This is a genomic window from Bradyrhizobium sp. (genome assembly GCF_050014615.1).
Lineage (GTDB): Bacteria > Pseudomonadota > Alphaproteobacteria > Rhizobiales > Xanthobacteraceae > Bradyrhizobium.
In genome coordinates, this window is the sequence record NZ_JBEKCZ010000015.1 from 1 (window position 1) to 26386 (window position 26386).

25 protein-coding genes are annotated in these 26386 nt (G+C 63.3%); 12 read left to right on the forward strand and 13 right to left on the reverse strand.

Annotated features, from left to right (window positions below; genetic code table 11):
- Both ABR948_RS04150 and ABR948_RS04155 read right to left on the reverse strand, forming a co-directional pair.
- Positions 1-1153, reverse strand: a 1153-nt coding sequence (locus ABR948_RS04150; protein WP_428114172.1) for an acyl-CoA dehydrogenase family protein, incomplete at its 3' end; no start/stop codon positions are given.
- Positions 1154-1377: 224 nt separating this feature from the next.
- Positions 1378-1767, reverse strand: coding sequence for a nuclear transport factor 2 family protein (locus ABR948_RS04155; RefSeq protein ID WP_428114207.1), 390 nt, complete (start codon positions 1765-1767; stop codon positions 1378-1380).
- 113 nt (positions 1768-1880) lie between these two features.
- On the opposite strand from ABR948_RS04155, the gene ABR948_RS04160 reads away from it, so the two are divergent.
- From ABR948_RS04160 to ABR948_RS04180, 5 genes are all read left to right on the forward strand, one after another.
- Positions 1881-2471: a PadR family transcriptional regulator gene (locus ABR948_RS04160; protein ID WP_428114173.1), complete on the forward strand. Its 591-nt coding sequence runs from the start codon at positions 1881-1883 to the stop codon at positions 2469-2471.
- 274 nt (positions 2472-2745) lie between these two features.
- Positions 2746-6057, forward strand: a complete 3312-nt coding sequence (locus ABR948_RS04165) for a hypothetical protein (protein WP_428114174.1) — start codon at positions 2746-2748, stop codon at positions 6055-6057.
- 98 nt (positions 6058-6155) lie between these two features.
- Positions 6156-6980, forward strand: coding sequence for a COG3904 family protein (locus ABR948_RS04170; RefSeq protein WP_428114175.1), 825 nt, complete (start codon positions 6156-6158; stop codon positions 6978-6980).
- Positions 6981-7187: 207 nt separating this feature from the next.
- Positions 7188-8114 carry a sulfite exporter TauE/SafE family protein gene (locus ABR948_RS04175; RefSeq protein WP_428114176.1) on the forward strand — a complete coding sequence of 309 codons (927 nt, stop codon included), beginning with the start codon at positions 7188-7190 and terminating at the stop codon, positions 8112-8114.
- Between the two features lie 32 nt (positions 8115-8146).
- Positions 8147-8902 (forward strand): TIGR02186 family protein, encoded by a 756-nt coding sequence (locus ABR948_RS04180; RefSeq protein ID WP_428114208.1) that lies wholly within the window; start codon positions 8147-8149, stop codon positions 8900-8902.
- Between the two features lie 88 nt (positions 8903-8990).
- Here ABR948_RS04180 and ABR948_RS04185 read toward each other — a convergent pair whose 3' ends face one another.
- The 3 genes from ABR948_RS04185 to ABR948_RS04195 all read right to left on the reverse strand — a co-directional run bounded on the left by ABR948_RS04185 (position 8991) and on the right by ABR948_RS04195 (position 11111).
- Positions 8991-9782 carry an MBL fold metallo-hydrolase gene (locus ABR948_RS04185; protein WP_428114177.1) on the reverse strand — a complete coding sequence of 264 codons (792 nt, stop codon included), beginning with the start codon at positions 9780-9782 and terminating at the stop codon, positions 8991-8993.
- A gap of 75 nt (positions 9783-9857) precedes the next feature.
- Positions 9858-10154, reverse strand: a complete 297-nt coding sequence (locus tag ABR948_RS04190; protein WP_428114178.1) for a DUF1330 domain-containing protein — start codon at positions 10152-10154, stop codon at positions 9858-9860.
- A 33-nt stretch (positions 10155-10187) separates the two neighbouring features.
- On the reverse strand, positions 10188-11111 hold the full coding sequence (locus tag ABR948_RS04195) for a DMT family transporter (RefSeq protein WP_428114179.1): 924 nt from the start codon (positions 11109-11111) through the stop codon (positions 10188-10190).
- 118 nt (positions 11112-11229) lie between these two features.
- Between ABR948_RS04195 and ABR948_RS04200 the strand changes: the two genes are divergently transcribed.
- The 7 genes from ABR948_RS04200 to ABR948_RS04230 all read left to right on the forward strand — a co-directional run bounded on the left by ABR948_RS04200 (position 11230) and on the right by ABR948_RS04230 (position 19455).
- A complete protein-coding gene (locus tag ABR948_RS04200; protein WP_428114180.1) occupies positions 11230-12093 on the forward strand; it encodes a LysR family transcriptional regulator in 864 nt (287 codons plus the stop codon).
- 841 nt (positions 12094-12934) lie between these two features.
- Complete coding sequence (locus tag ABR948_RS04205) at positions 12935-13738, forward strand: 2-keto-4-pentenoate hydratase (RefSeq protein ID WP_428114181.1); 804 nt, start codon at positions 12935-12937, stop codon at positions 13736-13738.
- Between the two features lie 115 nt (positions 13739-13853).
- The gene (locus ABR948_RS04210) at positions 13854-14861 is read left to right on the forward strand and encodes an ABC transporter substrate-binding protein (protein ID WP_428114182.1); all 1008 of its coding nucleotides are present in this window, start codon (positions 13854-13856) and stop codon (positions 14859-14861) included.
- Between the two features lie 105 nt (positions 14862-14966).
- Complete coding sequence (locus ABR948_RS04215) at positions 14967-16205, forward strand: aromatic ring-hydroxylating oxygenase subunit alpha (RefSeq protein ID WP_428114183.1); 1239 nt, start codon at positions 14967-14969, stop codon at positions 16203-16205.
- A 50-nt stretch (positions 16206-16255) separates the two neighbouring features.
- Positions 16256-17656, forward strand: coding sequence for a dihydroorotase (locus ABR948_RS04220; RefSeq protein WP_428114184.1), 1401 nt, complete (start codon positions 16256-16258; stop codon positions 17654-17656).
- Positions 17657-17681: 25 nt separating this feature from the next.
- Positions 17682-18251: an NADPH-dependent FMN reductase gene (locus ABR948_RS04225; RefSeq protein WP_428114185.1), complete on the forward strand. Its 570-nt coding sequence runs from the start codon at positions 17682-17684 to the stop codon at positions 18249-18251.
- A gap of 139 nt (positions 18252-18390) precedes the next feature.
- Positions 18391-19455 carry a LysR family transcriptional regulator gene (locus ABR948_RS04230; RefSeq protein ID WP_428114186.1) on the forward strand — a complete coding sequence of 355 codons (1065 nt, stop codon included), beginning with the start codon at positions 18391-18393 and terminating at the stop codon, positions 19453-19455.
- 42 nt (positions 19456-19497) lie between these two features.
- On the opposite strand, the gene ABR948_RS04235 is transcribed toward ABR948_RS04230, so the two are convergent.
- From ABR948_RS04235 to ABR948_RS04270, 8 genes are all read right to left on the reverse strand, one after another.
- Positions 19498-20454, reverse strand: a complete 957-nt coding sequence (locus tag ABR948_RS04235) for a PDR/VanB family oxidoreductase (RefSeq protein WP_428114187.1) — start codon at positions 20452-20454, stop codon at positions 19498-19500.
- Complete coding sequence (locus ABR948_RS04240; protein WP_428114188.1) at positions 20451-20975, reverse strand: MOSC domain-containing protein; 525 nt, start codon at positions 20973-20975, stop codon at positions 20451-20453. Before ABR948_RS04240 ends, ABR948_RS04235 begins: the two co-directional genes overlap by 4 nt.
- Before the next feature lie 91 nt (positions 20976-21066).
- Positions 21067-22380: an MFS transporter gene (locus ABR948_RS04245; protein WP_428114189.1), complete on the reverse strand. Its 1314-nt coding sequence runs from the start codon at positions 22378-22380 to the stop codon at positions 21067-21069.
- Between the two features lie 135 nt (positions 22381-22515).
- Positions 22516-22863: a RidA family protein gene (locus ABR948_RS04250; RefSeq protein WP_428114190.1), complete on the reverse strand. Its 348-nt coding sequence runs from the start codon at positions 22861-22863 to the stop codon at positions 22516-22518.
- Positions 22860-23501: a 2-hydroxychromene-2-carboxylate isomerase gene (locus ABR948_RS04255; protein WP_428114191.1), complete on the reverse strand. Its 642-nt coding sequence runs from the start codon at positions 23499-23501 to the stop codon at positions 22860-22862. The genes ABR948_RS04250 and ABR948_RS04255 overlap by 4 nt, the downstream gene beginning before the upstream one ends.
- Before the next feature lie 16 nt (positions 23502-23517).
- Entirely contained in the window at positions 23518-24375 is an 858-nt protein-coding gene (locus ABR948_RS04260) for an ABC transporter permease (protein WP_428114192.1), read from the reverse strand.
- Complete coding sequence (locus ABR948_RS04265; protein ID WP_428114193.1) at positions 24372-25178, reverse strand: ABC transporter ATP-binding protein; 807 nt, start codon at positions 25176-25178, stop codon at positions 24372-24374. The genes ABR948_RS04260 and ABR948_RS04265 overlap by 4 nt, the downstream gene beginning before the upstream one ends.
- A gap of 10 nt (positions 25179-25188) precedes the next feature.
- Positions 25189-26229 carry an ABC transporter substrate-binding protein gene (locus ABR948_RS04270; protein ID WP_428114194.1) on the reverse strand — a complete coding sequence of 347 codons (1041 nt, stop codon included), beginning with the start codon at positions 26227-26229 and terminating at the stop codon, positions 25189-25191.
- Between the last annotated feature and the right edge of the window lie 157 nt (positions 26230-26386).

Here is a 26386-nt window from a genome sequence, read left to right on the forward strand (position 1 = left end):
CCTGACGGTCCTTGGGGTCGCTGGAGCGATGGGCGACATCGCTCTTCAGCGCGGTCCACACCACCATCGCGCGGGCCGCCTCGTTGAAGGCGCGAATGGTGAGCAGGGTACGGCGCACATCGGGATGCACGATGATCGGATCGGCCGGCTTGTCCGGCGCCTGCGGTCCGGAGAGCGAACGGCCCTGCAGACGATCGCGGGCATAGGCGACGGCGTTCTGGTAGGCGACTTCGGATTGCGCCAGCCCCTGCACCGCGACGCCGAGCCGCGCCTCATTCATCATCACGAACATGCCCTGCATGCCCTTGTTTTCCTCTCCGATCAGCCAGCCGGTGGCGCCGTCGTAGTTCATGACGCAGGTGGAATTGCCGTGAATGCCCATCTTGTGTTCGATCGAACCGCAGCTCACGCCATTGCGCGCGCCCAGCGATCCGTCGGCATTGACCAGGATCTTCGGCACCACGAACAGCGACACGCCCTTGATGCCGGCCGGCGCGCCCTCGATCCGCGCCAGCACCAGATGGATGATGTTGTCGGCCAGATCGTGCTCGCCGGCCGAGATGAAAATCTTGGTGCCCGTGATCCTGTAGCTGCCGTCGGCCTGTTTGACCGCCTTGGTGCGCAAAAGGCCGAGATCGGTGCCGCATTGCGGCTCGGTGAGATTCATGGTGCCGGTCCATTCTCCCGCCACCATCTTCGGCACGAACATCGCCTTCTGTTCGGGCTTGCCATGAACGATCAGCGCTGCGGTCGCGCCCATGGTCAGGCCGCCATACATCGAAAACGCCATGTTGGCCGAGCACTGGAACTCAGTGACGGTCTGGCTCAGCGTGACCGGCAGCCCCTGCCCGCCATATTCCACCGGCGCCGAGAGGCCGAGCCAGCCGCCTTCGGCGACCTGCTTGAACGCCTCCTTGAAGCCTTTCGGGGTCGTCACGCTGCCGTCGTCTTTGTGGATGCAGCCCTCGAGGTCGCCGACCCGATTGAGCGGCTGCAGGACTTCCTCGCTGAGTTTCGCCGCCTCATTGAGTATCGCCTCCCGCACATCGGCGGAGGCGTCGCTGAAACCGGGAAGATTGTCGTAGCGGTCGATCTGAAACACGTCGTTGAGCAGGAAATTGACGTCTTCCAGGGGGGCTTTGTAGATCGGCATGGTGTTCTCCCGGCAGGCGGACAGGCAGGCTTGAGTTGATGAAGACGCTTAGGCGAATCGTTTCAGCGCGACATTACTTGGGTTCAAGAACTTGGGTTCAAGAACTTGGGTTCCAGAAATAGACCTTAACCGGTTCTGGAGGTCCGATGCAGCTACTATCAGGGCGGTCTTGTATCAGGGCGGTCTTGCGACCTTGCGGCGCCGGCGACCTTACGGCGCCGGCATCACCTCGCGGCGGCGGCGGCGAGTTGCTCGCCCATCAGCCGATGCAACAGATTGATCGCCTTGAGCGGGCGCACCATCACCTTGAAATGCGTGATCCGGCCATGGTCACTGAACCGGATAATGTCGACGCCATTGATCTTGATGCCGTCGATCTCTTTTTCGAACTCGAGGACCGCGCCGTTATCGCTGCGCCATTCGCCGGTATAAACGAAGCCGGGGCCGCCCAGCACCTGTTCCGCGCTCGACAGATATTTGAAAGTGATGTCACGCCCGCGCTGCGGCGTATGGACGACCGGGCTTTCGAACACCGCGTCGGGATCGAGCAGGTCCCACAGCGCCGCGCGGTCGTGGGACTTCATGTAGCCGTACCACTTGTCGAGGGCGGTCATGCTCATCGGCCTTCTCCTGGGCGTGAAAAGCGCAGCGGGCATCCAGACATATGCTTATTGACGCATATGCAATTTGGTGCATATAGTCAAGCAGGCTGAGGAGGGTTGGTTGCTTGGCGCTGGGTGACGCAATCCTTGCCTGCCTGACGGAGCGTCCAATGACGGGCTATGAGCTCGCCAAGACCTTCGATGCGTCGATCGGCTTTTATTGGAAAGCCAACCACCAGCAGATTTACCGCGAGCTGACCCGGCTGCGCGACCGCGGCCACATTGAGGGTTGCGAAGTCGTCCAGACCGGGAAGCCAAATAAATTGGTCTACACGCTCACCCCCGAGGGCAGGGCCGCGCTGCGGCACTGGGGCGCGCGGCCGAGCGTCCCGCCTTCGATCAAGGACGATCTGCTGGTACGGCTTTACGCGCTCGACAGCGTCGACATTGATCCCTTGCGCGCCGACCTCATGGCGCGGCTGGAGCACCACCGCGATCGCTGTTTGCGCTACGAACGAATTCTCAACAAACGTTTCCCCGAAGGCACCGCATCGCTGGCGGATACCGGCAAGTTGCTGGCGCTTCGCCTCGGAGTTCGGCATGAGCGCACCGTGGTGGAGTGGTGCGAGGAAGCGCTCAATACCCTTCCCGCCGGGGCCGGCGGCGGGGCTGACATCAAGCCGATCGAAGGCAGCCGGCGCGAACGCAAGGCATAGCGCGTGGTTCCGGCAAGACTGACCGGCAAGACTAACCAGCGAGACTAACCGGTACCTTGCCGGTCATCGCCACGGCCGATCCCGCCGATTTCGTCCCAGCGGGGTAACTTTCGGGCCCTGCTGGCCAGTTCCTTAACCGGTTATTTACCGTAACACGGAAAAGTCGAAGTCAGAGGCAGACGACCTGCGCGGAATTCGATTGTCTCTCATTCAGGGACGCGCGGGGAGGCTGAAGGCGCGGGGTGGCGCGCCGGATTCGGAACCGGACGAGAGCATGAATTCGCGCGTATCGTGGAGTGTTGAAGGCATCGATCCATCCGTCCGGGAGCGGGCCGAGGCCGCCGCACGCCGTGCCGGCATGTCGCTGAGCGACTGGCTCAACTCCACCCTCGGCGATCCCGCCCCTCCCAACTTTCGCGCCATGGCAAACCAGCTGGCAGACCAGCGGCCGACGCCGCCCAGCCAGGAAACCCAGGACGTCGCCGATATTCACCAGCGGCTGGATTCGATCACCCGTCAGATCGAACGGATCTCGCGGCCCATTCCATCCAACGACGCGCCCCGGGGCGACATGCTCCGGAATGATGCACTCCGCAGCGACGCTGCGCGTGGCGATACCGGCGTGGCCCGGCAGTTGAACGACGCCATCTCGCGGCTGGACGCGCGGCTGTCGCAAATATCGAACGCTGCGCCGGTGAAGCAAACCCAGTTCCAGGACAGGCAGCGCCAGGTCGACATGGTCGAGCGCGCCGCGGCTCAGGTCCATCGTCCGTCCCCGCCGCTCAGCCCGGCCTCCTTCGAGGGCGCGATCGCGGAAATCTCCGCGCGCCAGCACGAGCTTGACACCGCGCCGCCGCGCCAATTGCCCCCGCGCAGCGCCCCGCCGACCGCGCCGTCGATGCCGACCGGCCCTGATTTTTCAACGCTGGAACGCCATCTCTTCAAGATCACCAGCCAGATCGAAGCGCTGCAACGTCCCGACAAGATCGAGCAATCGGTCGCCGCGTTCCGGAGCGAACTGGCGGAAATTCGCAGCGTCATCACCGAGGCGATGCCGCGCCGGGCGATCGAATCGATCGAAAACGAGATCCGCTCGCTGTCGCGCCGCATCGACGACACCCGCCAGAGCGGCAGCGATGGCCAGGCCCTGGCCGGCATCGAACGGGCTTTGAACGAAATTCGCCAGGCGTTGCGCTCGCTGACCCCCGCCGAGCAACTGGCCGGCTATGACCAGGCGATCCGCAATCTCGGCGCCAAGCTCGACCTGATTTTGCGCGCCAGCAACGATCCCTCCACCATCCACCAGCTCGAAGGCGCCATCACCGCGCTTCGCTCCATCGTCTCCAATGTCGCCTCCAATGACGCGCTGGCGCGGCTCAGCGAAGACGTGCGCGCCCTCGCATCCAAGGTCGATCAGCTGGCCCGTTCCGACGGCCATGCGGATTCCTTCGCGATCCTCGAACAGCGCATTGCCGCGTTGACTTCGTCGCTGGAAAGCCGCGAGCAGCGCCCGGCGGCCGGCGACAATTCGGAACATGTCGAAGGCGCGCTGCGGGCGCTGTCCGACCGCCTCGATCGCATGCCGGTCGGCAACGACAATGCTTCCGCGTTCGCCCATCTCGAACAGCGCGTGTCCTACCTGCTCGAGCGTCTCGAAATGTCTACCGACAGCCGCAGCGGTAACCTCGGACGGGTCGAGGATGGGCTGCAGGACATTCTGCGCCATCTCGAAACCCAGCATGCGAGCTTTGCGGCGCTCGCCGAGAACAGCCGGAACGGGGCTGCGCCGTCCGACAGCGGCATCGTCGATCTCGTCAAACGTGAATTGTCCGACATCCGTTTCAGCCAGTCGGAAAACGACCGCCAGACCCAGGATTCGCTCGAGACCGTTCACAACACGCTCGGCCATGTGGTCGACCGGCTGGCGATGATCGAAGGCGACCTGCGCGCGGTGCGCACCCAGCCCCAACCCGTCACGCCGCAGCCGGAAACGCCGCCCGCCCCTGCATTCGTTCCGCCACAGGCGGCCGCGCCTCGCGTCGCGATGGCACCGCAACCCAAACCCGAACTGCCGAATCCGGCCGCGGAACCGGAACATTTCGCCGCGGCTCCGCGGGAATTCCAGGCCGCGCCACCGCCGATGCCATCCGTTGCGGCCGCCGCGGCGCCAAAGGCCATCAGTGAAATTCTGGTGCCGCATGCGGCACCACCGCGCGTCGCCATCGAGCCGGATCTGCCGCCTGATCACCCGCTCGAACCGGGCACCCGCCCGGCCGGGCGCGTCGCTTCGCCGACGGAACGCATCGCGGCTTCCGAAGACGCCATCAGCGGCATTCCGGCTAGCACGAGCGCGCCCGTCAGCACGTCGAGTTTCATCGCCGCCGCGCGCCGCGCCGCCCTGGCCGCCGCGGCCGCGCCGGTTGGCGACAAGGCCGCCCGCGGCACGCCCAAGCAATCCGCCAGCGGCCAGGCCAAGGAACCATCGACGATCACCTCCAAGATCCGCTCGCTGCTGGTGGGCGCGAGCGTGGTCGTGATCGTGCTCGGCACCTTCAAGATGGCGATGACGCTGCTCGACGGTGGCAGCGCGCCGCAGGCGCCCGCGACTGAGAATTCGAGCGAGCCGCCGCCTGCGGTTCGATCGCCCGCCGGCGACACCGCCAAGCCGGCGATGCCGGCGCCCGCGGCGCCTTCGATGACCTCGCCGACCCCGATTGGACGGCAGTCCCTGAACAATTTGGTACCCGACGCCTCCGACAGCACCGCGTCGGTAGCGATCCCGCAAACCGGCGAAGTCACCGGCACCATTCCGTCCCAGCCGGCGACGCTGGGCACCGGCAAACTCGCTTTGGTGCCGATTCCCGCGACCGAACGGCTGCCCGACGCGATCGGCGGACCGGTGCTGCGCGCCGCCGCCCTCAAGGGCGATCCAGCGGCCGCCTATGAGATCGGCCTGCGCTACGCCGAAGGCAAAGGCGTCGCGGCGAATTTCGACGAGGCCGCGAAATGGTATGACCGCGCGGCGCAAGCCGGCGTGGTGCCGGCGATCTTCCGGCTCGGGACCCTTTACGAAAAGGGTCTCAGCGTGAAGAAGGACGTCGATCTCGCGCGACGCTATTACATGCAGGCCGCCGAGCGTGGAAACGCCAAGGCGATGCATAATCTGGCCGTGCTCGACGCCGATGGCGACGGCAAGGGCGCCAACTACAAGAACGCGGCACAATGGTTCCGCAAAGCCGCCGATCGCGGCGTCGCCGACAGCCAGTACAATCTCGGCATCCTCTATGCCCGCGGCATCGGCGTCGAACAGAACCTCGCCGAATCCTTCAAATGGTTCAGCCTCGCCGCGGCCCAGGGCGACGCCGATTCAGGCCGCAAGCGCGACGACATCGCCAAGCGGCTCGACGCCCAGTCGCTGGCGGCGGCGAAACTGGCGATCCAGACCTTCACGCCGGAGCCCCAGCCTGACGACGCCGTCAATGTGGCGAGCCCCGCCGGCGGATGGGACTCCGCGCCGGTGCAGGCCGCTGCCGCCAAACCCGCCGCCAAACCGGTTGCGGCCAAGCGCACCGCCGCCGCGCATTGACGCCATTGGCAACGCCGCTCGGCGTTCCCGGCATATTTTCCAGCGACAAGGCTGTATAAGGAAGCGCGCGGAAGGCTCTCATTGCCACGGGGATTGCTTTGCCTGTCGATGATCGTCGCGATGAAGGAAGTCGTTTCCGAACGTCGCCGACGGGACCGTCGGTAGCGCCGCAGCGCGCGCCGACCGGCCAGCCGCCAACCGACCAAGCCTCGGCAAGGCCTGGTCGCGGCAACAGGCGGCGATTTGGGTCGGTTCTGATATTCATTCTGCTGATTTCCGGCTTCGGCATCCGCGCCTACCGGGACCTGTCGCGGCCCGAGGCATGGGCCTACTGGAAGGACCAGTATTTCTCCCCGAGCATGACGTCGTCGCCGATCGCGAGCATCGACCTCGATGGCTCGGGCCACGGCCGGCCCGGACTGGCCATCAGCGGCCAGATCGGCCCCGCCGCCGCGAGCTGGTTCCGGGACCGAATTGACGAAAGCCATCTGGCGGCGGGCGATGTCATCTTGCTGTCTTCTCCGGGCGGCGATTTGAATCAGGCCATCATCATGGGCGAGACCATTCGGTCGCGCGGACTGGTCACCGCCGTCGGCGTCGCCGGCGCTGTGGGCCACATCAAACCGTCCTATTGCGCCAGCGCGTGCGTGCTGGTCTATGCCGGCGGCAAGATCCGCTATGGCATCGAGGGCTCGGCGCTGGGGGTCCACCGGTTTGTGACGCCCGCGCCCGGTCGCGATCCCGTCGCCGAAACCCAGCGCACCGCGGGGATGGTGCTGAGCTACATGACCAGGATGGGCGTGTCCTCCTCCGTGGTGGCGGCGATGTCCGAGACCAGCGATGTCCGCTGGCTCGGCACCAGGGAGGCTATGGCCATGAACCTCATCACCAACCCGATCGCCGATTCCGTCGTACGGCCTTGAAGCGTCGCCGCCGTTAATCTGAATCATTCACCACATCCGAATTTGTAAGGCCGGCAGCGGCAAAAAAGCGGGGGCCGGGAGATTCTTTAGTCCCTCCCATGGACGATTTCGGCTATGCAGAGGCCCGGCATTTGATCCGCATTCCCCAGGGAAACCACGCCATGAGCGGTTTCGGCCAGCCTCAGGGCTAACTCCGAAGCGACGCGCGTGCAGCTTTACCTTCCGATCGCCGATATTCCGGTCAATATTTTCCTCATCCTGGCGATGGGCGCGGCGGTCGGTTTCGTGTCCGGCATGTTCGGCATCGGCGGCGGATTCCTGATGACGCCGCTGTTGATCTTCATCGGCATCGCGCCCGCGGTCGCGGTCGCCTCGGTCGCCAGCCACATCGCGGCCTCGTCGTTTTCCGGCGCGATATCCTATTGGCGCCGCCGCGCCATCGATCCGGCGCTGGCACTGGTGCTGCTTAGCGGCGGCACCGTCGGCACTGCGCTCGGGGTCTGGACCTTCACGCTGCTGCGCTCGCTCGGCCAGCTCGATCTCATGATTGCGCTGTCTTATGTCGTGCTGCTCACCACCGTGGGCGGACTGATGTTCTATGAAGGGCTGCGCGCGATCCTGCGGGTACGGCGGGGCGTCGCCGTTCCGTCGCGCCGCTCCGGCAGCCATGGCTGGATCCACGGGCTGCCGCTGAAGATGCGCTTCAAGCGCTCCAAAATCTATCTGTCGGTGATTCCGGTCGTCACGGTCGGCCTGATCATCGGCTTCATCGGCGCTGTGATGGGCATCGGCGGCGGCTTCATCCTGATCCCGATCATGATCTATTTGTTGCGGGTACCGACCTCGACCGTGATCGGCACCTCGATGGTGCTGACGCTGGTCACCATGGTGTTCGCGACCATGCTGCATGCGGTCACCAATCATCTGGTCGACGCCGTGCTGGCGCTGATCCTGATGATCGGCGGGGTCACCGGCGCGCAATTCGGCGCGCGCGCCGGCCAGAAGATTCGCGGCGAACATCTGCGGCTCCTGCTCGGGCTGTTGATTCTCGCGGTCGGAATCCGCTTCGCGATCGAACTGGTGCTCCGTCCCGACGATCTCTTCACCATCCGGGAAGCCGGAGGTGCGGGATGACCAAACCTTGCTTGCGCGCCGCGATTGGCCTGATGCTGATGCTGGGCGCAACTTTCGCGGCGGCGCCCGCGCAGGCGGAGCGGCTGATCGTGTCGGTCTCGAATCATCGCGTGACGGTGACGCCGAACTACTCCGGCGAGGAACTGGTGCTGTTCGGCTCGGTCGAAAAGGACGCCGCCACGCCCGCCAGCCGCATTGCTTACGATCTCGTCGTGACCGTCTCTGGTCCCCGCGCCGACATGGTGACGCGGCGCAAGGAGCGCAAATTCGGCATCTGGATCAACACCGACTACCGCGAATTTCTGAAAGTACCGACCTATCTCGCTTTGTTTTCCAACCGCCCGTTCGACGCCATCGCGTCCCCCGAGGTCGAACGGCGGCAGCAGCTTGGACTCAACAATGTGCTGCTGACCCAGCGCGTCGGGCCCGACTATGCCGACGTCGTGCCGAACGATGCGTTCCGCAGCGCCTTCGTGCGGCTGCGCGAGGAACACGGGCTTTACCGCGAGGAAACCTCCGCGGTGACCTTCCTGACCCCGACGCTGTTTCGCACCGGCATTCCGCTTCCGGCCGAGGTGCCGATCGGGACCTATGAGGTCGAGATCAAGCTGTTCTCCGACGGCCAATTGGTGACGCGGACCGAAACCGCGTTCGATATCGTCAAGGTCGGGTTCGAGCAATTCGTCGCCACCAGCGCCCGCCAGAACGGCCTGGTCTATGGGCTGGTCACCGCCTTCATGGCGCTGATGACCGGCTGGATGGCCTCGATCGTGTTTCGCAAGGATTAGCTTCCTCATGGTGAGGAGGCGCTCTTGCGCCGTCTCGAACCATGAGGCCATCCACCCATCCTTCGAGACGCGGCCAAGGTGCCGCTCCTCAGGATGAGGTCTGTGCATGCGGCGCCTCGATCACCGTGGCGACGCCGGGCTCCAGAAGTCGCAAACGTGCCCCGAAGCCGAGCGTATCGAAGGACGCGCGCAAATCGGCCCCGCTCTGGCGGAAATGCGCCCATCCATCGCTGTGCAGCGGCACGATCACGGCATCGGGAAACGCCCGCGCGGTCTCGATGGTGTCGTTGGTGTCCATGGTGAGATGGAACGGACCGCGGGTCTGTGCCGCGCCCGCGAACGGCAGCACCACGCCGGCCCGAAATCGCCTGGCGACCTCGGCCACGCCGTCGTACCAGACCGTATCGCCGCTGATATAGACCGGACGGCTATCTGGCTTCTTCGATGTCAGCACGAAGCCGATGACGTCGCCGGACAAAGGTTCGATACCGGCCGGACCGTGACGCGCCGGCGTCGCGGTGATGGTCAGCGAACGCCCGTCACTGCCGGTCAATTCGGTGGTGGCCCAGGGCGCCAGGCCCTCGGCGTGATGGCCGAGTCGTTTAGCGCCGGCGAGCGTCGTCAGCACCCGCTTGGCTTGCGTCAGAAAATCCTTGCCGGAATGATCGAGATTGTCCGCATGCTGATCGTGACTGAGCAGCACCGCATCGACCTTCCCGATCGCCTCGGCGCTGAGCGCCGGACCCGACAGCTTCTCGAGCCTGACATGCGGCAGTTGATAGGCGCCCGGCGCATCGAAGGTCGGATCGGTGAGCAGCCGAAAGCCGTCGATTTCAATCAGCGCGGTCGGGCCGCCGATCAGCGTGATGGACAATGTCATGATGAACCCCTGTTGAACGCAAAACCCACCATCGACACAGCGATGGAGTGTCTCAGCCTGATCATTTGCTCGTGTCTATGCGCCCTCAAGGATGATCACCATATCCTTGTCGCCGGTGGATTGCTTGCGGAGTGAAAAGAGCGGCTGATATTCAGCCGATGTGTACCAGGCATCGAGACTGCCCATGTCCGGGAACTCGATGATCACGACCCGTTCCGGTCTCCAATGCGCCTGCTCCGGGAATTTGTGACTTCCACCTTTGGTCAGATACCGTCCGCCATATCGAGCAATCATCGGACCGACCTTGACTCGGTATTCCTCGAACCTTTCGGGGTCGGTGATGATGTGTTCGGCGATATAGAATGCAGGCATCTTGCCCTCCGGTCCGGAATTACGAAAAAAGTCTCACAGCGATCTCAACCCGCGACCCCTGCCGGAACGGGTCACCAGATAAATGCCGAGCGCGACCGGAATGATCCCGAGCAGATCGCGAAATTCGACGTGCTCGCCGAGCACCATCCAGGCGAACAGCATGCCGAGCGGCGGCATCAGGAAGTGATAGGCGCTGGCCGCGGTCGCTCCGCACACTTTGAGCAGGTGAAACCACAACAGATAAGCCAGGATCGATCCGCCCAGCGTCAGAAACGCGAAGGCTCCGAGCAGGCGCGCACTCGGCACGACATCGCCGACATCGGCCAGCGTGAACGCGAACGGCAGCAGCACGATACCCGCGGCCAGATTCTGGACACCGTTGCCGATCCACAGGCTGCCCTTCGGCGCCAGCAGCTTGAACAGGATGGTGCCGACCACGATCGACGCCAGCGACGCCAGCGTGAACAGGATGCCGTGCAGGCTGTCTGAGCCGACCGACATGCGGTGCCAGACGATGAAGCTGACGCCGATGATGCCGAGCAATAGCCCCGTGACCTTGCGCCAGGTCAGTGGCTCGCCGAGAAACAGCGCGGCCAGCACGGCTGTGAATATCGGATTGGCGCTGACGATCAGGCCGCCGAGGCCGGCGGACACGGTCTGCAGCCCGGTATAGCCGAGGCCGAGATAGAGCGCGTTGTTGGCGACGCCGAGAATCGCAAACACCATTGTGTCGCGCCAGGACAGCGACCAGGCATCGCGGCGCAGCGCCGAGATTCCTAGGATCAGGATACCCGCCAGCGAAAAACGCGCCGTGAGCAGAATCAGCGGCGGGCAATAAGTGACGCCGATTTTTCCGGCGACGAACGCAAAGCTCCAGAGCAGGCAGAACAGGCCGATATAGAGCGGCAGCGGGTTGAAGCTGGCGCGGGGAACCGCGACGGATGGCGCAAGCGACATGGGAATTCTCCTTGGGCCTTCGATATAGGTCCGCGCCTTGATATTTGTAAATTAAATGATAAACTGTGATCCAGTGGAAAATCGAATAGGCGACGCGATAAAGAAAAAGAGGTGTCCCATGCTCGATCTCGAACTGCTGCGCAGTTTCGTCTCGGTGGTCGATTCCGGCGGCTTCACCCGCGCCGGCGAGCGTGTCCATCGCACCCAATCCACCGTCAGCCAGCAGATCAAGCGGCTGGAAGAGGATGTCGGCCAGCCGCTGCTCAACCGCAACGGCAAGGACGTGACGCCGACCGAAGCCGGCGAGCGGCTGTTGTCCTATGCGCGGCGGCTGTTGTCGCTCGCGGAAGAAGCCCGCGACGTGGTGGCGCGGCCCGGCCATGAAGGCGCGGTCAGGCTCGGGGTGCCCGAAGATTTTGCCGCCTACCGGCTGGCAAAATTGCTGGCGGCATTCTCGCGCTCGCATCCCGGCCTGCGGCTCGACGTGCGCGCCGATCAAAGCACGTATCTCAAGCGCGATCTCGACCGCGGCGATCTCGACCTGGCGCTGTTCAAACGCGGCGCCGGCGAAAAAGGCGGCATCGCGGTGTGGCCGGAGCGGGTGCATTGGGTCACCAGCAAGAGCCATCCGCGTAATACCAGCGCGGGCTCGGTGCCGTTGATCGGATTTCCCGCCGGCTGCCTGTACCGGGCCGGCGCGGTCCACGCGCTCGAAAGCGCCGGGCGGACCTGGCACATGGCCTATACCAGTTCCAGCCTCGCCGGCATTCAGGCCGCGGTCGCCGCCGGCCTGGGCTTGAGCATTCTGTCGGAGATCGCGATCCAGTCCGACCATCGCGTCTTGACCGCCAAAGATGGCTTCAAGCCGATCGACAAGACCGAAGTGGCGCTGGTGGCCTCTCCCGACGCGAGCCCCGCGACCCTGCGGCTCGCCGATCGCCTCGCCGAGTTCTGCAACAATGTGCAGGCGAAGGCGGCGTAGGGACGCGTGGTCGTAGCGGAAAAACATCTAGCGTCTGGTTTGCTCACTTACCCTCCCCTGGAGGGGGAGGGTCGGATCACATGAGCGCAGCGAAATGTGAGCCGGGGTGGGGTGAAGGTCTCTCAACTCGGGCAGCGTTCGAATGGAGGGACTGTCACCCCACCCCGCCTCACATCGTGCGTCGCACGAATGCGAGGCGACCCTCCCCCTCCAGGGGAGGGTAAGAAGTCGCGAGCTCACATTCCAAATTCTCAAACAACCACACACCTCCGCCTTCCCGCGGCGCGATGCGTCCGAGTTGTTGCAAGAACTTTGTCCCTCAGAGAACAGAGGGCGCAGGGAAAGCCGGGTGCCTGGCGCACCCGCAGCCCCCTGTGCAACAAAAAAGCACAGGGGTAGAAGCCACAGGTTCGCCGAAACATCCGGCCTTCCCTGCGCAATGGTTTTAACGGTTTCCTTCGTGCTCTCCCCGGTGACCGGGCTTTGTTGTCACCGTCATCTCGCGGAAACTTCCGCGAGACTTGACGCCAGCGTCGGGGCGTCAGGACCACACGACTTCGCCGTCCGCTCAAGCGCCGTTCGTCAAAGGCGCTGCCGCGTCCACCGCATCCCGCCCCGCGTTCGTGACGATCGCGAAACGCCCCTCTGTCGGGACGAGACAGCTGCGTATTAAGAAGTGATTTGGGTCAGGCAAAAACAAAAATATTTTTGCAGGAAGGACTGGACAGGCCGGCCGGTGATCGGCCGGTGATTTGCCCGTCAGGCATTGGCCGCGCCTTCGCCACAGCCGGTTTGACCGCAGCCCCCGACGCGCTAGGATCGCGAAAAAGGGAGAAGCTCCATGGAGGATATCGCGGCCGGGCTCGCAGCCGAAGCGCTGCTCGCTGAACACAAGGCCAATCTGCAGTTCAGGACGCTTCGTCCGCCGCTGGCGCCTGCCACGATCGCGGACGCCTACGACATCCAGGACAAATACGTCGCACTTCTGCGCAGCAAGCACGGCGCCGCCGTGGGCTACAAGGTCGGGCTGACCTCGGCTGCGATGCAGGCGTTTTGCGGAATTGACCATCCCATTGCGGGCGTCGTGCTCGCAAGCCGCGTGCATCGATCGGGCGCGACCGTCCGGCGTTCAGACTTTGGGCGACTGGGGCTGGAATTTGAAATCGCCGTCCGCATCAAGTCGGACATCCCGCTCACGGGCACGCCGTATACCGCCGAGACGATCCGGCCTCATATCGACGGCGTTGGCGCCGCCATCGAACTGGTCGACGATCGCGACGCCGATTATGCCGGTCTCGACGTGCTCTCGCTGGTGGCGGACAATTCCTGGAATACCGGCATCGTGCTGTCGGAATTTGCCACGGCATGGCCTGATCTGGAAAACGTGCTGGGGCGCGCGACCAAAGACCGTGTTGGCATCGGCGAAGGCCACGGCCGCGACATCCTCGGACATCCCTTTAATTCGGTCGCATGGCTGGCCACGCAACTGGCTTCGCGGGGCGTCGGGCTGAAAGCCGGTCAGGTCGTGATGACCGGAAGCGTCATGAAAACCGTATTTCCGGCGGAAGACGCGAATTACCGTTTTGACCTCGCGCCGATCGGCTTTGTCGAGGTGCAGTTGGCGGAGGGAAGCAGCGCTGGCTGACATCGAGGCCACACATACTCAACGCATATGGGCGGCATAAATGCTTCGCGGGTGGTGAGGCGGCAGAGCGCATGGTAGCGAAAATGCGCGGGTCATTCCCGCATTGAGGGCGACCATGTCGAACCATTCGCGTACCTCGCGCCGAGCCGTGTTGAAGGTGGGGGCCGGAATCATCCTGGCCGGCAGCGGCGTGATCAGGTCGCGGCCCGCACGCGCTTCGACCAGGCTTCGCGTCTTGCTGAACTTCTTCCCGGAGGCGAGCCACGGCTATCTGTATCAGGCCGTCGCCACCGGCATCTATGACAAGGCCGGGCTTGACGTCGAGATCAGGCCGGGCGGCCCGCAGGTCAACGGCATGCAGCTGCTCGGCGGCGGTGAAGTCGATATCGCGATGGGCGCGGCCGTTACCGTGACCAGCGGCATCGAGCGCGGCGTGCCCGCGACGGTCATCATGCCGTCGTTCCAGCTCGATCCCCAGGCGCTGGTCACCCGTCCCGATATCAACGGCATCGCCGACCTCAAGGGCCACAAAATCCTGGTGTCGACACTTGGCCGCTCCAGCTACTGGCTGTGGCTGAAAAACCGTTTCGGTTTCACCGACGATCAGGTCGGCCCCTACACCGGCAATCTGCAGCCATTCATTGCGGACCCGACCATCGCGCTCGGCGGCGTGATCCAATCCGAGCCCTATAATCTGCGCCGCGCCGGCGTCGACGTGAAGGCGTTCCTGCTCGCCCATGACGGATACCCGCCTTACGGCTATCCGCTGATCGCGATGCAGGGCTTCATCGGCAGCAACCGCGATGTGGTGCAGCGCTTCGTCCGCGCGTCGCTCGAAGGCTGGAAGAGCTATCTGGCGGAGCCGACGCCGGGGCTCACGCTGCTGAAAGCGGCGCGTCCCGAAGCCACCGACGACTGGAACATCTACTCCGTCAACCTGATCAAATCCTTGAAACTCGTGGATGGCGGCGACGCACAAGCGCAGGGCCTCGGGATCATGACCGACGAGCGCTGGAAGAAGCTCGCTGACCTCCTGATCGAAGTCGGCGTCATCAAGCCGACCACCGACTGGAAAGCCGCCTATACCACCGAGTTTGTCAAAGGCCTCGGAATTACGCTCTAGCCGCATGATCCGGAAAGGTGGATGCCGGTTTCCGGAACAGATCATGCGCAAACACTGGCGCGATCGCGAGGCGCTGGAGCGCCCGCATTGCTGGGAGGCCATGCCGTGACGACCGAACCGATCGATTTTTCCCATGTTCGCGACATCGTGCAGCAATGCGAAAGCTGTATTCGCCCGGTCAAGGATGCCGAAATCCTTCCCGCCGACGCCTATGTCAGCGAGAAATTCTGGGAATTCGAGAAGCAGGAAATCTTCGGGCGCGAGTGGCTGGCGATCGGCCATGTCAACGAGGTCCCCGGACCCGGCGATCATATTCCGCTCACCGTCAACGACGAGTCCATCGTCGTCGTGCGCGACGACGACGGAACCGTTCGGGTGCTGTCGTCGATTTGCCAGCATCGCGGCCATCCGCTGATCGGCGGCGTGGCCGAGGCGCCGGCGCCCGGCACCTGCCTGAACGCGAGACGCCTGGTCTGCCCGTATCACAACTGGGTGTATGGGCTGGACGGCAGGCTGGTGGGCGCGCCGTCGATGGGGGAAACCACGCCGATCGCGGAACTGCGGCAGAATGTGCGGCTTCCCGAGATTCGCTCGGAGATATTCCATGGGCTGATCTTCGTCACCTTCAACAAGGACGCCCGGCCGGTGGCGGAAAGCCTCGGCAAGCTGGACCGCGAATTTGCCAATTACGGATTGGAAAATCTGGTTCCGGGTTATGTGTTCGCGCAGACCGATCAGCCCTGGAACTGGAAGCTTCACCACGAGAACGCGCTCGAGCCCTATCACACCGACTACGTCCACAAGGGCTTCCACACCGCGGTGCCCGCCGAACTGACGCAGTTCCGCGACTTCGAGGTCGGCGATGGCCAGATCATGCGGACAACCGGTTTTGCCAAGGCGGGCGGTGACCTGTTCGAGGAATCCGGCAGCCGCCGGCTCCCGGATATCGAGGGCCTGACCAACGAGCAGCGCAGCCGGGTGTTTTTCACCTCGATCATGCCCTGCGTGGTCGCGGTTTTGCAGCCGTCCTTTGTCACGATCACCTTCCTCAATCCGCTGTCCGCGGGACGCATCAACCTGCGGCGGCTCAATCTGTATTCGAAGGCGGCGACGCAGGTTCCCGACTTCGATCGCATACGTCTAGAGCAATTCGAGCAGATGAAGACCATCATCATGCAGGATCAGGTGACCCAGGCCGCCTTGCAGGTGGCGTATCGGTCCCGGTTCGCCCCGCGCGGGCGTCTCTCCCGGCTTGAGACCGCGATCACCCAGCTCAATCACTGGGTGATCGACAAATATCGGCGGGGCCTCGCGCGGGAGGCTGCTGAAATCAAGACAGCCTGATCTGCAGCCCTTCAAGCCGTGAAACGCGTTACAGAGTGCACCCGGTCCAGATGTTCGATCTCATCATACGCGGCGGCACGCTCGTTACACCCGCGGGGCAAGCGCGCGCCACGCTGGCGATTGCCAACGGCGTCATCAAAGCCGTCGCGCCACCCGGCGAAGCCATGTCGGGGGCGCTGGACGTCGACGCCAGCGACCGGCTGATTTTTCCAGGACTGGTCGACGCGCATGTTCATATTCCCGGCTACCTGTTGTCGACGCGGCTTGAGGATTTTGCTTCGGCCACGACCGCGGCGGCGCTTGGCGGGGTGACGACCCTGATGCTGATGCCAACCGACGATCCGCGAACCGCGACGGGATCGTATTTTTCGCGAAAGCGCGACATCGGCGAGCGGTATTCCCATGTCGACTTTGCGATCCAGGCACTGATCGGTCCGCGTACCGAGCGCGAAGACATCGACGAGATGGCCGATCTCGGTGCGATCTCGTTTGAACTGTTTCTGGCTTACGGGGGAAACCCCGGTTTCATCATCGGCCACGACGACTTCGAATTGCGCCGCCTGATGGAGGTGGTTCGGGAAGTCGGCCGCGTGGTCGGCGTCACGCCGCATTCCGCTTCGCTGATCGCCAAACTCACCGAGCGGCAGAAGCTGTTCGAGGAAACGCGAAAGCACCGCGAGGTGTTCGAGAAGGAGAAGGCCAGACCGCCGGTGCAGGTGTTCTCGTTGACGCGGCCAACCCTGTCGGAGGGCCTCGGCATCGCGCGGGCCTGTGTCGTCGCCGCGGAGACCGGGACCAAGATCCACCTCCGCGCGCTGTCCTCGAGCCATAGCGTCGGGATCGTCAACCGCTTTCGCGACGTCGTCGCGCTGTCGAGCGAGGTGATGTCGCATCACCTGCTGTTCGTCGCGGAGGAAGCCCATCGCCTTGGTCCTTACGGCGTCATTGTTCCGCCGATACGAACCGGCGAGGAGCGCGACAGCCTGCGCCGCGCGCTGCGCGACGGCGACATCGACATGGTTGTAAGCGACCACTCGCCGGTGTTGCGTGAAGACAAGGAACCCGGCTGGGCCGATATCTGGAAAACGCCGCCGGGAATGCCGGGCCTGCAGACCTTATTTGCTTCGATGCTGGCGCTGGTCGAGGACGGCGCGCTCTCGCTCGAGGACGTGGCGCGCTGCTGTGCCGAGCGGCCGGCGGCGGGCTTCGGTCTGTATCCGAAGAAGGGCGCGCTGCAGGTCGGATCCGACGCCGATCTGATCGTGGTCGATCCCGCGCGGCCAACTTTGATTGATGACAGCACACAACGAAGCAAGGCGAATTACACCACGCTGAAGGGCCGCTCGATCAACAGCCGGATTGAAAGCGTCTATCTGCGCGGCAGGCTGATCGCGCATCAGGACCAGATGGTATCGGAACCAACGGGCCGCTTCGTGCGGCCGTCACCATGAAACGACAAGGGATCGGAACTCGATCATGATCAACAAGCCGAAGCTGGACATCGTCACGCTGTGCGGAAGTGTACGCAAGGAATCCTACAATGCCGCGCTGGTCCGCGCGCTGCCTGCGATCGCCGCCGGCGATCTGGTCTTCAGGGAGGGACCGTCGGTCGCCGACATCCCGATCTATGATGGCGACCTTGAGAGCATCAGCGGCTTTCCTTCCGCGATCACGGCGCTGGCCGGATTGATCAGGGAGGCCGACGGCGTGATTATCGTTTCGCCGGAATATAATTATTCGGTACCGGGCGGGCTGAAGAATCTGCTCGACTGGGTGTCGCGAACGCCCAACCAGCCGTTTGCGAAGAAGCCGGTTCTGATCCAGTCGGTTTCAGGAGGTCCGCTCGGCGGCGCCAGGATGCAGCATCATTTGCGCCAGATCCTGGTGTTTCTCAATGCCCGGATTTTTGCGCGCCCCGAGGTGATGATCGGACCGGCCTCCGCCAAATTCAGCGCGGAGGGTGTGATCGTCGACGCGCCGACGCGCGAGGCGGTGCGCACGCAACTGGCCGAGTTCTCCGATTATATTCGCGAATTTCGCATCTGAACGCCTGTCTTGCTTTGAGATCGTGGCGCTGAGCAGCCTGCCTCCGGCGGGCATGGCCCGATTTTTGCTTATTTTGCTTCCACGCCCCTGTGATCGCGACCTTGAGCGATTGCTTGGGTTTTCGGCAGGGAATGCAGCGATGAGTAAGTCGGATCTGGTTCTGGAACCAAGCGTCATCTTTGCCCGCAATGTCGACTGGAACCTGTTCAAGGTTTTTTACGAGATTGCGCGGCGCGGCGGTATCGGAGCCGCGGCGCGCTCCTTCAACAGGCAGCAACCGAACATCAGCTCCGCGCTGCAGCGTCTGGAAGCCCATGTAGGTGCGACCCTCTGCATTCGAACCAGCCGCGGCATCGAGCTGACGATACACGGTCATCAGCTGTTTGCCGCATGCCGTGACATGTTCGAGTCCGTGCAGAACATGCCTCGCGCGGCGTCCGCCGTGCGCGGCGACATCGCGGGCACCGTGGCACTTCGCGTGATCTCCAATCTGCATCAGCAGCCGAAGCTGACCGAAATCCTCGAAAATTTTCATCGCCAATATCCGCGGATCGAAATCAAGCTGGACGTCGCGCACTGGCGCGGCGTGCTGCGCTCGCTGAAAAGCGGTGAAATCGAACTTTGCATCGGCTTTGAAGACAAACTGGACCCGAAATATCTCTATCTGCCGATCACCGAGCAGAAACAGCAGCTCTATTGCGGTCCAGCGCATCCGCTGTTCGGGAAAGCCGCCGTGGCGCCGTCACAGCTGGTTGCGGAGCCCTTTGTAGTGACCGAAGACGAGCCCGTTCCCTATACAAGGTATCGGGAACGACATGGTCTCGGCCAGCAGATCGGCGGGTTCGCCGACAATCTGCAGGAGCGGATGTGGCTGATCCAGCTCGGCATGGGAATCGGAATGTTGCCACAGGCCATCGTCGAGGCCTCCGACTTTGCGTCCAAGCTTTGGCCGCTGCTTGACGATTTGGAAGCGCCGACCTGCACGATCTATTTCATGGCCAACGCATCCAGCATCCGCAGTGCGCCGGCACAGCTCCTGCTGGACACCGCGCTGGCCTGCCTGCAGCCGGATGACGCCAGCCCGGCGGATGATCCGCCGCAGCCCCGGCCTGTCAGCCGGCAGGCGGCCCCGGCACCCTTCCCGATCTCCCCGGCATCAGCGGCACCGATGCGCTTGCGGAAGAAACGCTCCGCGACGCGCTGAAGCAAACGCCTTCGATCGACAGGCTTTTCAAGCGGCTGGCGATCACAGATCCAGCACCAACCGGTCTTCGGCCGATCCGGCGACACAGACCATCAGGCTGCGCGCTCGCTCGGCGGGTGAAAGGACCCGGTCGCGATGCACCGGCGCCCCCTCAAGCCAATCGACCTTGCAGGAGCCGCAAATACCGCCGCAGCACGAAGCGGGAATATCGATTCCGAGACTGACAAGTGCGGCAAGCATGGTTTGACCGGGATCGACGCGCATCTCAAGTTTCGAGCGCGACAGGGCGAGCGTGTAGGGCCTGGCGTTGCGATCGACCGGCAGAGCGGGCGGCACGAAACGCTCGATATGAACCCGCTGACCTGGCCAATCGCGCGTCGCCTGCTCGAAATCGTCCAGCATGCTCTCCGGCCCGCAGCATGCCACAGACACGCCCGGCGACGGCAAGCCGACCAACGAAGCGACATCAGGCCGTCCGGAACGCGTGGTGTCGTGAACGACAACATGTCCGGTCTTCATCAACGGCGCCAGCATGGCCTTGAGCGGTGGCTCGCCGCGCACCATCAGATGAAGCCTGAAGTCCGGACGGCCGCTGCGCTGGAGGAAAGCCGCCGCGGACAAGAATGGCGTCACGCCAATTCCGCCCGCGACAAAGACATGATGCGTCAAGTCCCCGTCCAGCTTGAGGCCGCCGCGCGGCAGCGTCACGCCAATGGTATCCCCGACCTTGATCTCATCGTGCAATTTCACGGAGCCGCCGCGGCCGCCGCGCTCACGCTTGACCGCAACGAGATAGCGCTTGTTGTCGGCGGGATCATTGCAAAGCGAATAGGTCCGAACCATGCCACCCGGCAGGTGCAAGTCGATGTGCGCTCCCGGCCGAAATGGAGGCAGTTCCCAACGGTCGGGATCGACCAATGAAAACACCTTGATGTCCGTCCCGCCTTGCTCGATTGTTTCGACGACGGTTTTGATCGTCGTGATCGGCTTGACTTTCATTGGACATTCCGCACGGCATCCCCGACCCGAACCGTGCCGCCTTTGAGGATTTTGCAATTCAGGCCGGAGCGGTTGATCAGCGGATCGAAGATCGCCTTGCCGGTAATCTCCTCGATATGCCGGCACGGGATCGACAGCCGCGTCGACTCCAGCAGGGTTTCGCCGAGCCAGAATTGGCGTCCGACCAGATGGGTGAGAGGCACGCCCGCGACAGTGACGTTGCGGCGGTGCTCCTCGGGGCCGAGGTCGATATTGTGGTCGCGCTTCAGTGCCACCAAGGTTTCATACTCGAACAGCGTCACCTGCCGTCCCTCTTCGGGCCTATGCGAATAGAATCCCTCTTCCTTCCCGATCATGTAGCGGTCGCCTTCGATGCCTTTGCCCTCGATCAGCCGCAGTTCGGGCATCGCGCGCATCGGCAGAAAGGCGCGCGGCGTGATGTGGAGATAACGCACCACGCCGGTCCAGGCCGGAACCACCGCCCCGGGCATCGCGCTTGAGGTATTGATCGTGTCGAGCATCACTGGCCTCCCATTTTGCATTTATTGTCATTTCTCATGCCGGATTGCGACGACAGGGTGAGACGACCCCCGAATTTCGCGCCCCGCCGGATCACGTCAGTTCCTTGTTCGCCATCTCCGGCGCGGCGAAGGTCGCCGTCGCCGTGATCGACGCGCAGACGATCAGGAAAACCGAGACCGGCCAGGTGGCGCCGCCGGCCCATGTCATGAGCGAGGCCGCGATCAGCGGGCTCAGGCCGCCGCTCAGCGCGGCGCCGACCTGGAAGCCGAGCGACGCGCCGCTGTAGCGAAGCTTCGCGGTGAACAGCTCGGAATACCAGGGCGCGCCGATCCCGAACATCACCATCTGGCCGAAACTGATCGCGACCACAATCGTCAGGATGACGATGGTCGGATCGCGGGTATCGAGCAGCCAGAACATCGGGAATGCGAACAACGCACAGAACAGGCAGCTCGCATAAAACATCGTCTTGCGGCCGACCCTGTCGGATAACCAGCCAAAGAAGGGAATCGAGAACAGCGCTACGAATGAGGCGATGAAGGCGCCATTCAGCACCAGGCCGCGCGAAAGACCAAGACGCGAGGTCGCATAGGACATGATGAAGACGCCGGCGATGCTGGCATAGGCGATCTCCGAGATCTTGAGGCCCACCGCGGTGAAGAACGGGCGGCGGTGATATCGGAAGATTTCGACGATCGGTATCTTCACGACCTCATTCTTGGCCTTGATCGCCCGGAACGCCGCGGTCTCTTCCATTTTAAGGCGGATCCACAGTCCGACACCGACCAAGAGAACGGAGATCAGGAACGGAATCCGCCACCCCCATGTCATGAAGTCATTCTCGGGCAGTTGCGAGACCAATCCGAACATGCCGATCGCCGCCAGATTTCCAACGGGATTGCCGACCTGAACCATGCTGCCGAGGAAACCGCGCTTATGGGTGGGACAGTTCTCGACCACCATCAACACCGCGCCGCCCCATTCGCCGCCCAGGCCGATGCCCTGCAGGAAGCGCAGCACGACCAACAATACCGGCGCCGCCACGCCGATCTGTTGATAGGTCGGTAGCAGGCCGATCAGAAACGTTCCCAGTCCCATCACGATGATGGTGATGGCGAGCATCGCCTTGCGCCCGACCCTGTCGCCGAAATGGCCGAAGATCGCCGCACCCAGCGGGCGGGCCAGAAAGCCGACCGCATAAGTCCCGAAGGCGGCAATCGTCGCCAGCGCCGCATCGCCGGCGGCGAAGAAGACCTTGTTGAATACCAGCGCCGTCGCCGCGCCGTAAATCAGGAAGTCGTACCACTCGACGGCGGTACCGATCACGCTCGACCACACGATGCGGCGCAACGCCGCCGCATCGTCCGGGATAACCACCGTGGTGAAGTCCTCTGCGACGGTCATGATCGCTCCTCTCAAAGCCATGGGGCCAATTTTTCCAGACGCATATCGTCTTCTCCGCCCGACATCCGGGATGGAGCAGAAAACTCTTGGTATCGCCCGCTGGTCGTCCGTCGCCCCCAGCGCGGGCGTTGTGCCTCAAGCAATTGCCGCGATGGCCGCGATCTCGACGCGGATAGAAGGATTGGCGAGCCTGGCTTCGACACAGGCCCGCGCCGGCGACGCCCCCGCGGGCACCCATGCGTCCCACACCGTATTGAACGCCGCGAAATCCGCGATGTTGGGAAGCCACACAGTCGCGGTCAGGATCGATGACTTGTCCGTTCCGGCCTCCGTCAGCAGTGCGTCGATCTTGCCGAGCACCTGGGCGGCCTGGGCTTCGATACCGACGGAAAGATCGTCCGGCACCTGACCGGCGAGATAGACCAGTCCGCCATGAATGGTGGCCATGCTTAGTCTTTTGCCAACTCCGAGCCGTTTGATCATGACGCCGCCCGCAATTGGCCGGAGGCGCCCGTGGCGCCGAGCGCCTTGGCAATGCTGCGGTCGAGATATTCCAGGCGATCCTGTCCCCAAAACGCCTCGTCGCGAAAGAAGTAGAACGGCGCACCGAACATGCCGCGCGCGACAGCCGTATTGGTGTAATCGAAATAAGCGCGTTCGGGAGCCGGCAGCTTCGCTTCCCGGAGCAGCCCGTTGCCGTCGAGCCCGATCCCTTCGGCGATCGACACTAGCGTCGCTTCGTCTTCGATATCCCTGTCCTCGACCCAGGTCGCGATCATGACCGCATGCACCAGATCATGCACATCGAGCCCGCGCTGCTGCGCAGCGATGACAAAATAGGACGGCAGCTGCCCGTTCGCCGGCATGTATTTCGGATGAAGATTGATCGGCATCCCCAGGAGATCGCGAAACCGCTCCATCTCCAGCAGCCGGTAGTTTTTCCGCTCGACGGACCGAAGCTGCAGCTTGATGCCGCCGGTCCGGGCGTAGACCGACGCCAGATCGACCGGATAATAATTGATCGTGAGCTTGTACCTTTCCGCCATCGCCTTGAGCCGCGGATTTCCGAAATAGGCCCAGTCGGAATTGATCCAGAAATAGTAATCTATGGTGTCGGTCATTTTCCTCTCCTGACAATCAGCGTTCATTGAATTGCGGCGACCATCGCAGCAGCCGTCGCTCGACCCGCTCGGCAATGGCGACAAGGGCGATGCCGCTCAGCCCCAATACGGTGATCGCGGCGAACATTTCGGTAGCGTTCAGCGTCGAAAGCGCGGTCACGATCAGGTAGCCCATACCCCTGGTGGTGCCGACGAATTCGGCGATCACCACCGCGACCAGCGAGAACGAGATCGCGTTCGGCAAAGCGGCGAAGGTCCAGGCCAGCGCACTCGGCACCCGCACGCTCCACATGATCTGCCGCGGCGTTCCGCCCAGCGTCTGGCAGAATTGCAGCAGATGCTTCTCGATGCTGACGCTGCCCTTGAAGGTGTTGAAGAAGATCAGAAAGAACACCACGAACCAGGCGGTGACGACCTTGGCGAGCAGACCGAGCCCGAACACCATGGTGATCAAAGGCACCATCGCGATGCGCGGCAGCGAGTTGAGACTGACGATGAACGGATTCAACGTCTTCGCCATGGTCGGGCTCTGGCTGAGCAGCAGGCCGACCAGAAAGCCGGTGCTGGTTGCCACCACCAGTCCGAGCAGGGTCGCGCCGAGCGTCGAGGCCAGATGCGGCAGCAGGAACCCCGCCTGCGCGCCGAAGGTCCATTTCCACAGTTGCAGCGCAATCAGCGACGGCCGGCTGATGAAGAACGGATCCAGGAAGGTGTTCTTGATCAGATAGGGAACGCGGGTAAGCCCTTCCCACAGACCCAGGAAGACCCCCAACAGGACGACCTGATAGAGCGCAATGCGAACGTGATCGCTGAGTCCCTTCTGTCGCGCCGGCGCGGTATCGACATGCGCGGACGCCGTTGTGCTGATGGTCATGCCGCCGACCCCAGAATAGCCGCCGTGCCGTCGGGCGTGCGCTGGTATTCCTTGCCGAGCACACCCCACAGTGCGCGCAGGTGCGTTCCGAATTGTTCGGTCTCCCTCACGGTGTAGGGATCGCGCGGATGCGCAATGTCGATGCGGCGATCCAGCAATATGCGGCTGGGTGGACCGGAGAGGACGATGACGCGATCCGAGAGCGCCACCGCCTCGTCGAGATCGTGGGTGACCATCACGATGGTCTGGCGAAGCTGGCGCCAGATCTCGTGCAGTTCGCGGTGCAAATTGATCTTGGTATGGGAATCGAGTGCGCCGAACGGCTCGTCCAGCAACAGCACGCGGGGATCGCAGGCCAGCGTCATCAACAGCGCGGTCCGCTGCCGCATGCCCCCGGAAAGCTGATACGGGAAGTAATTCTCGTAGCCGCGTAAATTGGCGAGCTTGAGCAGGCTGGAAACCTTGTCGCGGATTTGCGCTGTGGGCATGTGGGCAAAGCGCAGCCCGAGACCGACGTTCTGCTCCACCGTCAGCCATGGCAGCACGGCATCCTTCTGAAACAGGTAGCCGAGCCGCGACGGAACATGCCCGGGCTCGACCAATTGGTCCTTCACCCGAATTTCGCCGGCGCTGGGAGCGATGAAGCCGGCGATCAGGTTCAACAAGGTGCTCTTGCCGCAGCCGCTCGGCCCCACGATGCTGACGAATTCGCCATCCGCGATGGTCAGCGAGACATTGCCGATCGCGGTGTGCGAGGTGGCGCCGGAGCGATAGGTCTTGCGAATGGCGTCGAGGGCGATCATGACGCGGCCCTCACGCTTTGGCGCGCGCTTTGCGCACGAAGCTCATATCGACCGCGTCGCCGTATTTGGCTTTTTCCTGGAGATCGGCGGTCGGATACATCCGGCCGCTGCCCATCACTTCAAGCAGGCTGGCGTAGGATTCCGGCGAGTAATCATTGTCGTAATTCCAGACCGCCTTGTACTGGTTGATCCCGCTGACCAGCGACGCTTTCGGCGTTCCCGGCAGATAATCGGCCTGGATGACGTCGGCGATTTCCTCGGCCGACGACGCTTTAAGAAAATCCGACGCCTTCACAAGGCCCGCGACCAGCTTCGCGACCTGCTCCGGTTTCTCGCGGACCGTGTCCTGGAGAACGAAAAGTCCGGTCCCGGGAAGATCCCCCTTGAACGCGACCTGCCAGTCGGCGTCCTTTCCGGCCTGGAAGATCGGGACGGCCCACCCTTCCTCGACGGCCCGTTCCACCATCGGAAATGTGGCGATGCATCCATCGACGGATCTCGCCTTTACCGCGCCCAGCATGGTGGTGAAATCGCCGAGCGCCTTGAGTTCGACGGCGTCCTTGAGATGGACGGCCTCGGCGATATAGGCGGCGAGAAGCCAGGTCCAGCCCTGCGGCTGGGTGATGCCGATCTTTCTGCCCGACAGTTGTTTGACGTCCGTCAACCCGGCGTCGAACAACTCCTTGTGGACGATGATGTTCGCGGCGGCCGGCCGGCGCTCCATGTTGAAGATCAGTACCGCCGGCTTGCCGGCCATCGTCAGCGCCACCGAATCGCTCGAGCCGCTGGAGGATGCGAAAATCTGGCTCGCGGACAGCATCTGTTTGCCACGCGGGCCGCTCTGCGAATTGATGTGTTCGACGTCCAGCCCGGCTTGCGCGAAATAGCCCTTCTTGATCGCCACATAGATCGCGGCATAGGCGACGTCGAGGCCAGCCGCGCCGACGGACATCGTGTCGGCGGCCGCCGCCGTCCCTGGCGCGAAGAGAAGCGTGGATCCTGCTGCGGCAAATTGCAGGAGAGCACGGCGGTCAATCATTGCTCGCGGCATGACCTTCACCTTTCGAGCGCCATATGCGCGCTTGAAATCGACCATGTTTACTGTGGGAAATCAATACCGCGAAAGCCGGCAAATGGCGCCGAAACCGGCAGGAAATCGAAAATGACCTGTTTTTGGGCAAAAAATCGATGTTTTTCTCTGTTCTGCT

Bases quoted from the DNA above. Each gene is read 5' to 3' on its own strand.
- ABR948_RS04235 (WP_428114187.1), bottom strand. From the start codon at position 20,454: ATGAAAGTCAAGCCGATCACGACGATCAAAACCGTCGTCGAAACAATC.
- ABR948_RS04185 (WP_428114177.1), bottom strand. From the start codon at position 9,782: ATGACATTGTCCATCACGCTGATCGGCGGCCCGACCGCGCTGATTGAA.
- ABR948_RS04190 (WP_428114178.1), bottom strand. From the start codon at position 10,154: ATGCCTGCATTCTATATCGCCGAACACATCATCACCGACCCCGAAAGG.
- ABR948_RS04260 (WP_428114192.1), bottom strand. From the start codon at position 24,375: ATGACCATCAGCACAACGGCGTCCGCGCATGTCGATACCGCGCCGGCG.
- ABR948_RS04220 (WP_428114184.1), top strand. From the start codon at position 16,256: ATGTTCGATCTCATCATACGCGGCGGCACGCTCGTTACACCCGCGGGG.
- ABR948_RS04205 (WP_428114181.1), top strand. From the start codon at position 12,935: ATGGAGGATATCGCGGCCGGGCTCGCAGCCGAAGCGCTGCTCGCTGAA.
- ABR948_RS04180 (WP_428114208.1), top strand. From the start codon at position 8,147: ATGCTGATGCTGGGCGCAACTTTCGCGGCGGCGCCCGCGCAGGCGGAG.
- ABR948_RS04230 (WP_428114186.1), top strand. From the start codon at position 18,391: ATGAGTAAGTCGGATCTGGTTCTGGAACCAAGCGTCATCTTTGCCCGC.
- ABR948_RS04270 (WP_428114194.1), bottom strand. From the start codon at position 26,229: ATGCCGCGAGCAATGATTGACCGCCGTGCTCTCCTGCAATTTGCCGCA.
- ABR948_RS04210 (WP_428114182.1), top strand. From the start codon at position 13,854: ATGTCGAACCATTCGCGTACCTCGCGCCGAGCCGTGTTGAAGGTGGGG.
- ABR948_RS04245 (WP_428114189.1), bottom strand. From the start codon at position 22,380: ATGACCGTCGCAGAGGACTTCACCACGGTGGTTATCCCGGACGATGCG.
- ABR948_RS04250 (WP_428114190.1), bottom strand. From the start codon at position 22,863: ATGATCAAACGGCTCGGAGTTGGCAAAAGACTAAGCATGGCCACCATT.
- ABR948_RS04155 (WP_428114207.1), bottom strand. From the start codon at position 1,767: ATGACCGCCCTCGACAAGTGGTACGGCTACATGAAGTCCCACGACCGC.
- ABR948_RS04165 (WP_428114174.1), top strand. From the start codon at position 2,746: ATGAATTCGCGCGTATCGTGGAGTGTTGAAGGCATCGATCCATCCGTC.
- ABR948_RS04225 (WP_428114185.1), top strand. From the start codon at position 17,682: ATGATCAACAAGCCGAAGCTGGACATCGTCACGCTGTGCGGAAGTGTA.
- ABR948_RS04265 (WP_428114193.1), bottom strand. From the start codon at position 25,178: ATGATCGCCCTCGACGCCATTCGCAAGACCTATCGCTCCGGCGCCACC.
- ABR948_RS04255 (WP_428114191.1), bottom strand. From the start codon at position 23,501: ATGACCGACACCATAGATTACTATTTCTGGATCAATTCCGACTGGGCC.
- ABR948_RS04195 (WP_428114179.1), bottom strand. From the start codon at position 11,111: ATGTCGCTTGCGCCATCCGTCGCGGTTCCCCGCGCCAGCTTCAACCCG.
- ABR948_RS04200 (WP_428114180.1), top strand. From the start codon at position 11,230: ATGCTCGATCTCGAACTGCTGCGCAGTTTCGTCTCGGTGGTCGATTCC.
- ABR948_RS04240 (WP_428114188.1), bottom strand. From the start codon at position 20,975: ATGCTCGACACGATCAATACCTCAAGCGCGATGCCCGGGGCGGTGGTT.